The following is an 8,330-nucleotide window of genomic DNA, read 5'->3' on the forward strand; positions in this document are numbered from 1 at the left end:
CGTCGTCGCTGTTCTCGCTTTAGGACCTGGCGCGCCGCTCGATCTCCGGCGTCGCCGAGTTGAAGCGGTCGCGTTCCGCGCCGCTTAACTCGGCGACGGGCGGCCGTCGTGACTGGAAGAGCGGGCGCGGCGATACATCGAGCCGGCCGGGCGCGTGCCGCCCGTGAGACCCTCTCTGTCATTCCCGCGTACGCGGGAATCCAGATCCTTTCCGAAAGGCTGGGTCCCCGCTTTCGCGGGGACGACCGCTTTGCGGTCGCCTCACCGGATCTCGCGGGCTGCCCGGATCCCGACTGGCTCGCGTCTCGCCGCGCCTCGTCCTCACCACAACCGAGATGAGCTGATCGCGATGCGTGGGAGCAAATCGCCCGATTCGTTCGTGCGACAGAGGCCGCCCGACAGCCGGGATAGAATGGTCATCGAGATGGATATTCGAAGCTACTCCGAGGTATCCGACACCCGGCGGGTGTTCGAGATCGAGATCCCGACCGAGGAGGTCGACCGCGCGCGCCGCGGGATCACCCAGAACTACGCCCGCCGGGCGTCGCTGCCCGGCTTTCGCAAGGGAAAGGTCCCGGAAGCGGTCGTCGCGCGGAAGTTCGCCGACGAGATCCGCGAGGAGCTCCTCGAGAACCTCATTCCCGACGCTCTGGGCCACGCGATCGCGGAGAAGGGGATCCAGCCGATCGGCCGTCCCCGCATCGAGGACCTGAAGTTCGAGGAAGGGCAGCCGCTCGCGTTCCGCGCCAACGTCGACGTGCGGCCGCCGATCGACCCGGGCGACTACGACGGGCTGCGTGTTGCCGACGTCGAGGTCGAGCCCGCGCCCGAGGAGATCGAAGCCGCGCTCTCCCGCGTCCGCGAGTCCCACGCGGAGTTCCTGCCGGTCGAGGGGCGCCCGGCGCGCGACGGCGACTACGCGATCGCGGACGTCGCGGACCGGTTCGTCGAGGTCGAGAGCCCCGTCCTCTACACGGCCGAAGGGGCGGCGATCGCCGACGAGAAGCCGGGGGAGTGGCACCGCGACGAGAAGATCACGCTCGAAGTCGGCCACGCCGAGTCGATGCCGGAGATCAACGAGGCGCTGCGGGGCGCCTCGCCGGGGGAGACGCGCTCTTTCCGCAAGACGTTCCCGCCCGATTTCCCGAACTCGCGCTACGCCGGCCGGACCGTCGACTACGAGGTGACGCTGGCGGCGGTGAAGGAGAAGAAGCTTCCCGAGCTCGATGACGACTTCGCCGGCCACGTCGGCGACGGGCTCACGCTCGCGGCGCTCCGCGGGAAGATCGCCGAGAACCTGCGCGCCGAGAAGGACTCGGCGCGGCGGCGGAAGTTCCAGCGCGAGATCCTCGACCAGCTCCTGTCGCGCGTCTCGTTCACGCCTCCGGAGGCGCTCGTCGAGGCCGAGACCGAATCCGCGCTCGAGGAGTACGCCGGGTACCTGCAGGCCAACGGCATGGACCCGAAGGAGGCGGACTGGGACAAGCTCGCTCGCGACGCGCGGCCGGGCGCCGAGCGCCGCGTCAAGGAATACCTGATCCTCGACGAGGTCGCCCGCCGCGAGAACCTGACTTCGACGGACACGGAGGTGGACGCCGAGATCCGCGCGAGCGCCGCCCGGCGCGGGATGGAATTCGACGCGCTGCGCGACCGGCTCGCGAAGGAGGGCCGTCTCGGATCGGTTCGCCAGGAGATCCGGCTCCAGAAGGCGATCGCCTGGCTGGTCGACCACGCGCGCGTGGAGAAATAGTTCGGGGGGCGGCGATGTTGAACGGTTCCGTGGACCCGTTTCGATCCGAGGAAGAAGAAGGAGGAGGTGGCTCCGTGCTCGTACCCATGGTGATCGAACAGACCAGCCGCGGCGAACGCGCCTACGACATCTATTCCCGGCTGCTGAGGGACAACGTGATCATCCTCGGCACGCCGATCGACGACAACATCGCGAGCCTGGTCATCGCGCAGATGCTCTTCCTCGAGGCGGAGAACCCGGAGAAGGACATCATGCTCTACATCAATTCGCCGGGGGGATCGGTGACCGCCGGCCTCGCGATCTACGACACGATGCAGTACGTCAAGCCCGACGTGCAGACGATCTGCATGGGGCAGGCGGCCTCGATGGCTTCCGTGCTCATGGCGGCGGGCGCCCCCGGGAAGCGGCACGCGCTCCCGAACGCCCGGTTCCTCCTCCACCAGCCGTGGACGTCGGGGATGCAGGGGCAGGCCTCCGACATCGAGATCCACGCGAAGGACCTGATCCGCCTGAAGCACAAGATCAGCGAGATCTACGTCAAGCACACGGGGCAGGTCCTCGAAAAGGTCGAGCGGGACACCGACCGCGATTTCATCCTCGAAGCGGACGAGGCGAAGAAGTACGGTCTGATCGACCACGTCTTCACGTCCCGCGACGATACGGCGCTCAAGGCGGCGGGGTAGTCGGAGGATCAGCGCGCGGCGATGCATCGAGCCGGGCGGGCGGTGGCAGCCGCCCGCGGGCTTAACGTGCGCCCCGGTACGCCGCGCCCGCGGGCCGGCCGCCCCGCATCCCGCCGGGCTCGCGCCTCCCCGCGCCCGTCCTGTCCGGATTGATCCGACCAGAAGTGGCGATGAACCGACCGCTTGCTGCCTTTCAGATCGAGGACCTCCTCCCCGCCGGGCCCTTGCGCGAATCGCGCTGCGCGGTCGAGCGCCTCGAGCGCGAGCCGTGCTGCCGTGTCTACCCAGGAATTTCCTTGATCCAGCGGGGCGTTACGATGGTCGGGAGCCCCGGTTATGGTAGGATGAAGCCCTAGCCAGAGGCGGCTGGGCGGTCCTGCCGGAGGTTAAATGTCCAAGAAAACAGGGAACGGCGACGTTCTGCGCTGCTCGTTCTGCAACAAGAGCCAGCGCGACGTCAAGAAGCTGATCGCGGGCCCCACGGTCTACATCTGCGACGAGTGCGTCGACATCTGCCTCGACATCATCGCGGAAGACCGGGTGCTCGAGACCACGACTCCCGAGACCAAGCTCCCCAAGCCGAAGGAAATCAAGGAGTTCCTCGATTCGTACGTCATCGGCCAGGAGCAGGCGAAGAAGAAGCTCGCGGTGGCGGTCTACAACCACTACAAGCGGATCGACTACTTCGAGCGGAACCGCAAGCTCGACGTCGAGCTCCAGAAGTCGAACATCCTCCTGATCGGGCCGACCGGAACCGGCAAGACCCTGCTCGCCCAGACGCTCGCCAAGATGCTCTCGGTCCCTTTCACGATCGTTGACGCGACGACGCTCACCGAGGCCGGCTACGTCGGGGAGGACGTCGAAAACATCATCCTGAAGCTGTATCAGGTCGCCGGCTCCGACAAGGAGAAGACCGAGCGCGGGATCGTCTACATCGACGAGGTCGACAAGATCGCCCGGAAGGGGGAGAACCCGTCGATCACCCGCGACGTCTCCGGCGAGGGCGTCCAGCAGGCGTTGCTGAAGATCCTGGAGGGCACGGTCGCCAACGTCCCGCCGCAGGGAGGGCGCAAGCATCCGCACCAGGAGTTCATCCAGATCGACACCACGAACATCCTTTTCATCTGCGGCGGCGCCTTCGTCGGCCTCGAGGACGTGATCGCCCGCCGCCAGACCGAGAAGACGATGGGCTTCGGCGCGAAGATCCAGACGAAGAAGGAGAAGCGCACGGGCGCGCTCCTCGAGAAGATCCACCCCGAGGACCTGATCAAGTTCGGGATGATCCCGGAGTTCGTGGGCCGTCTCCCCGTCGTCGCCACGCTCTCGGAGCTCGACAAGGACGCCCTGATCGAGATCCTCAAGGAGCCGAAGAACTCGCTCGTCAAGCAGTACCAGACGATGCTCGAGTTCGAGAACGTCAGCCTGAAGTTCACCGACGACGCGCTCGACGCGATCGCCGAGGAAGCGCTCACCCGCAACGTCGGAGCGCGGGGACTGAAGATCATCATCGAGGAGCTGATGCTCGACGTGATGTACCAGGTCCCCTCGGACGAGGAGATCGAGGAGTGCGTCGTCACCCGGGAGACGGTGAAGAACCGCACCAAGCCGATCACGATCCTGCGCAAGGCGGGCTGACGATGGCCGAGACCTTCGAAGTGCTCCCGCTGGTCCCCTTGCGGGAGCTGGTCGTTTTCCCGTTCCAGATGGCGCCGTTCGTCGTCGGCCGGGACTCGTCGATCCGCGCGCTCGAGCGCGCGCTCGCGACACCCGAGAAGCGCATTTTCCTTTCCGCCCAGAAGAACCCGAAGATCGACGAGCCTCAGGCCGCGGACATCCACGCGGTCGGCGTCGTCGCCCAGGTGCTCCAGTCGCAGAAGCTCCCCAACGGCCACATCAAGGTGATGGTCGAGGGGCTCCGGCGCGGCGTGATCCGCTCCTTCGTCTCCGAACGGGAGGCGTACTTCGTCGAGGTCGGCTCCGTGCCGGTCAAGACGGCCGTCTCCGACGACCTGCGCGACTACATGGGGAAGGTCCTCACGACGTTCGAGCAGTACGCGCGGCTGTCGCACCATCTCGCGTTCGACGGGATCGCCGCGACGCTCAAGATCGACGACCCGGACCGGTTCGCCGACACGCTCGCCGCGCACCTGAACGTCACGACGCCGGAGAAGCAGGAGCTCCTCGAGCTCGCCAAGCCCTCCGAGCGGCTCGCCAAGCTCGCCGACCTGCTGGAAGGGGAGATCGAAAAAATCAACCTCGAGCGCCGCATCAACAACAAGGTCAAGAAGCAGATGGAGAAGGCGCAGCGCGAGTACTACCTGAACGAGAAGATCAAGGCGATCCACCAGGAGCTCGGCCGGAGCGACGACCGGACCGACGAGAACGGCGAGCTCAAGAAGAAGATCGAAGACGCCGAAATGCCGAAGGAGGTCGCCGAGAAGGCGATGGCGGAGCTGAAGCGTCTCGAGGCGATGCCGGGCGTGTCGGCCGAGGCGACGGTCTCGCGCAACTACATCGACTGGCTGATCTCGGTCCCGTGGAAGAAGTACGCCAAGGAGTCGAAGGACATCGGCCACGCCGAGAAGGTCTTGAACGACGACCATTACGGGCTCGAGAAGATCAAAGAGCGCATCCTCGAGTTCCTCGCGGTGCGCCAGCTCTCGAAGAAGGCGCGCGGCTCGATCATCTGCTTCGTCGGGCCGCCCGGCGTCGGGAAGACGTCGCTCGCCCGCTCGATCGCGAAGTCGATGAACCGGCCGTTCGTGCGCCTGTCGCTCGGCGGCGTGCGCGACGAAGCGGAGATCCGCGGGCACCGCCGGACGTACATCGGCGCGTTTCCCGGCCAGATCATCCAGATGATGAAGAAGGCCGGCGTCGTCAATCCGGTATTTCTCCTCGACGAGGTCGACAAGATGTCGATGGACTTCCGCGGCGACCCGTCGTCGGCGCTGCTGGAGGTCCTCGATCCGGAGCAGAACCACGCGTTCATCGACCACTATCTCGACGTCGAGTACGACCTCTCCAAGGTCATGTTCATCGCGACCGCCAACGTGGCGCATCCGATTCCGGCGGCCCTGAAGGACCGGATGGAGCTCCTGACGCTCTCCGGCTACACGCACCAGGAGAAGACCGAGATCGCCCGCCGGTTCCTCGTGCCGAAGCAGCTCGAGGAGCACGGCCTCGAGCCGAACGCGGTCGTCCTGCCGGACGAGACGATCCTCGCGATGATCTCCGAGCACACCCGCGAGGCGGGCGTGCGCAATCTCGAGCGGGAGATCGCGAGCATCTGCCGCAAAGTCGCGCGGAAGGTCGTCGCCGGCCAGGTGACGCCGCCCGTGACGGTCGGTCCGGAAGACGTGAAGGACTACCTCGGCAAGCCGAAGTTCCGCAGCCGCAAGAAAGGCGAGGTCTCGGAGGTCGGGATGGCGACCGGTCTCGCCTGGACGGAGGTCGGCGGCGAGATCCTGACGATCGAGACGAGCCTGCTGAAGGGAAAGGGCGCGCTCACGCTGACCGGGTCGCTCGGCGACGTCATGCAGGAATCGGCGCGCGCGGCCGTCTCGTACGTCCGGAGCCGGGCGGAGATCTACGACGCGGACCCGGACTTCCACGAAAAGAAGGACATCCACATCCACGTTCCCGAGGGGGCGATCCCGAAGGACGGCCCGTCGGCGGGAATCGCGCTCGCGACGTCGCTCTTCTCCGCGGTCACCCGGCTTCCCGTCCTGAAGGACGTGGCGATGACCGGCGAGATCACCCTCCGCGGGAAAGTCCTGCCCGTCGGCGGCATCAAGGACAAAGTCCTCGCCGCGTTTCGCGCGGGGATCCGCACGATCGTCCTTCCCGCGGAGAACGAGAAGGACCTCGAGGAGATCCCGAAGGAAGTCCGCGAGGCGATCGAGGTGCATCTCGTCGAGAACATGGACGAGGTGATCAAGGTGGCCCTCGACCACGCCGCCGCACCCGCGGCGAAACCCCCGGAGGTGGAAGCAAAGCTCCCCGCGCCGCCTCCCGGCCTGACGCACTGAAATCCGGCAGGCGCGGGAAATTCGAAGCACGAATTTCGAAACTCGAAACAAATTCGAATGAGGAAATGATCGAGATTCCGGATCCCGTCTTGTTTTGGTAATTCGAATTTCAGATTTGTTTCGGATTTCGATATTCGGATTTCGGGTTTGAACGCCGTTGGAGGCTTCCACCATCAAGACCGCCCAAAACCTCGAAAATCGCGCCGGCGCACTTCTCGCCGCCGTGCACCGGCCGGAAGACTGGCCCAATCGGCTGGCTCCGGCGATCGCGTTCGGCGGGCGGAGCAACGTGGGGAAGTCCACACTCTTGAACCGGCTGATCGGCGTCTCGGCCGCCCGGACGTCGAAGAGCCCGGGGCGAACGCAGGGTATCTATCTCTATGATTCGGGAGAGGGATGGGTCGCGGCGGACCTGCCTGGCTTCGGTTTTGCTAAAGCGTCCCGGCAAGCCCGGTCCGCCTGGAGCGAGCTCGCCGGGGCTTTTTTCCGAGAACATCCGCCCCACTTGACGGTGCAATTGATCGATCCTAAAATACTTACTTCCGACTACGATCTCGAATTTCGGGATTACCTCCACGACCTGCGCATCGCCTCGGTCGTCGTCGCGACGAAAGCCGACCGGTTGAGTCAGTCGGACCGGTCCCGATCCCGAAAGCAGATCGAGAAAGATTTCGGCCCGCTCCTCTTCGTCTCCGCCAAAACCGGTGAAGGGATCGAGATCTTGAAAAAGCGGATTCGACAAGCGCTCGCCGAACGCGGGCGAGAATGAGGAAGGAATGGCAAGGCGTTCAAAGAACGGTACGGAATCCCCGGTCGACACTCTGGAGCCTCCGGTGATGCCGGAGGAGCCGCCCGCGGAAGAAGGCGCCGCGGGAGAGCCCGAGGCGGGTGACACCCTCGACATCCGAAGTCTTCACGAGATGAACATGGCGCAGCTGACGAAGATCGCGCGCGATCTCGAAGTCGAGAACCCGGCCGGCATGCGCAAGCAGGACCTGATCTTCAAGATCCTGCAGGTGCAGACGGAGCGCAAGGGGCTGATCTTCTCCGAGGGCGTGCTCGAGTGCCTCCCGGACGGATTCGGGTTCCTGCGCGCGCCCGAGTACAACTATCTGCCCGGACCGGACGACATCTACGTCTCCCCCTCGCAGATCCGCAAGTTCGACCTGCGCACCGGCGACACCGTCTCCGGACAGATCCGGCCGCCGAAGGAAGGGGAGCGCTACTTCGCCCTGATCAAGGTCGAGGCGGTCAACTTCGAGCACCCCGACGTCGCTCGGGAGAAGATCTTCTTCGACAACCTGACGCCCCTCTATCCGCAGGAGCGGATCAAGCTCGAGGTCCCGGCGAACCTCTCCTCGCGGGTGCTCGACATCATCTGCCCGATCGGCAAGGGACAGCGCGGCCTGATCGTCGCTCCGCCCCGCACGGGAAAGACGATGCTCCTCCAATCGCTCGCGAACTCGATCTCGACGAACCATCCCGAAGTCACGCTCATCGTCCTGCTCATCGACGAGCGCCCCGAGGAAGTCACCGACATGCAGCGCACCGTCAAGGGCGAGGTCATCTCCTCCACCTTCGACGAGCCGGCGCAGCGGCACGTCCAGGTCGCCGAGATGGTGATCGAGAAGGCCAAGCGGCTGGTGGAGCATCGCAAGGACGTGGTGATCCTGCTGGATTCGATCACGCGGCTGGCGCGGGCGTACAACACGGAGGTGCCGCACTCGGGCAAGATCCTGTCCGGCGGCGTCGATGCCAACGCGCTGCACAAGCCGAAGCGCTTCTTCGGTGCGGCCCGCAATATCGACGGGGGCGGCTCACTGACGATCATCGCCACCGCGCTGATCGAGACGGGGTCGCGCATGGACG

At 65.5% G+C, this 8,330-nt stretch carries 6 protein-coding genes; all 6 read left to right on the forward strand.

What is annotated here, in order from left to right:
* Positions 1 to 424 precede the first annotated feature (424 nt).
* The gene (tig, locus tag VKH46_05985; GenBank protein ID HKB70375.1) at positions 425 to 1,750 is read left to right on the forward strand and encodes a trigger factor; all 1,326 of its coding nucleotides are present in this window, start codon (positions 425 to 427) and stop codon (positions 1,748 to 1,750) included.
* A gap of 86 nt (positions 1,751 to 1,836) precedes the next feature.
* Positions 1,837 to 2,433, forward strand: a complete 597-nt coding sequence (locus VKH46_05990; protein HKB70376.1) for an ATP-dependent Clp protease proteolytic subunit — start codon at positions 1,837 to 1,839, stop codon at positions 2,431 to 2,433.
* A 390-nt stretch (positions 2,434 to 2,823) separates the two neighbouring features.
* Positions 2,824 to 4,068: an ATP-dependent Clp protease ATP-binding subunit ClpX gene (clpX, locus tag VKH46_05995; protein ID HKB70377.1), complete on the forward strand. Its 1,245-nt coding sequence runs from the start codon at positions 2,824 to 2,826 to the stop codon at positions 4,066 to 4,068.
* A 2-nt stretch (positions 4,069 to 4,070) separates the two neighbouring features.
* Positions 4,071 to 6,461, forward strand: a complete 2,391-nt coding sequence (gene lon, locus VKH46_06000; protein HKB70378.1) for an endopeptidase La — start codon at positions 4,071 to 4,073, stop codon at positions 6,459 to 6,461.
* A gap of 157 nt (positions 6,462 to 6,618) precedes the next feature.
* Positions 6,619 to 7,230 (forward strand): ribosome biogenesis GTP-binding protein YihA/YsxC, encoded by a 612-nt coding sequence (gene yihA, locus VKH46_06005; GenBank protein HKB70379.1) that lies wholly within the window; start codon positions 6,619 to 6,621, stop codon positions 7,228 to 7,230.
* 67 nt (positions 7,231 to 7,297) lie between these two features.
* The coding region (rho, locus tag VKH46_06010; GenBank protein HKB70380.1) for a transcription termination factor Rho at positions 7,298 to 8,330 on the forward strand (1,033 nt) is incomplete at its 3' end.

The sequence above is a fragment of the Thermoanaerobaculia bacterium genome (genome assembly GCA_035260525.1).
Classification (GTDB): Bacteria; Acidobacteriota; Thermoanaerobaculia; order UBA5066; family DATFVB01; genus DATFVB01.

Bases quoted from the DNA above. Each gene is read 5' to 3' on its own strand.
- tig (HKB70375.1), top strand. From the start codon at position 425: ATGGATATTCGAAGCTACTCCGAGGTATCCGACACCCGGCGGGTGTTC.
- VKH46_05990 (HKB70376.1), top strand. From the start codon at position 1,837: ATGGTGATCGAACAGACCAGCCGCGGCGAACGCGCCTACGACATCTAT.
- clpX (HKB70377.1), top strand. From the start codon at position 2,824: ATGTCCAAGAAAACAGGGAACGGCGACGTTCTGCGCTGCTCGTTCTGC.
- lon (HKB70378.1), top strand. From the start codon at position 4,071: ATGGCCGAGACCTTCGAAGTGCTCCCGCTGGTCCCCTTGCGGGAGCTG.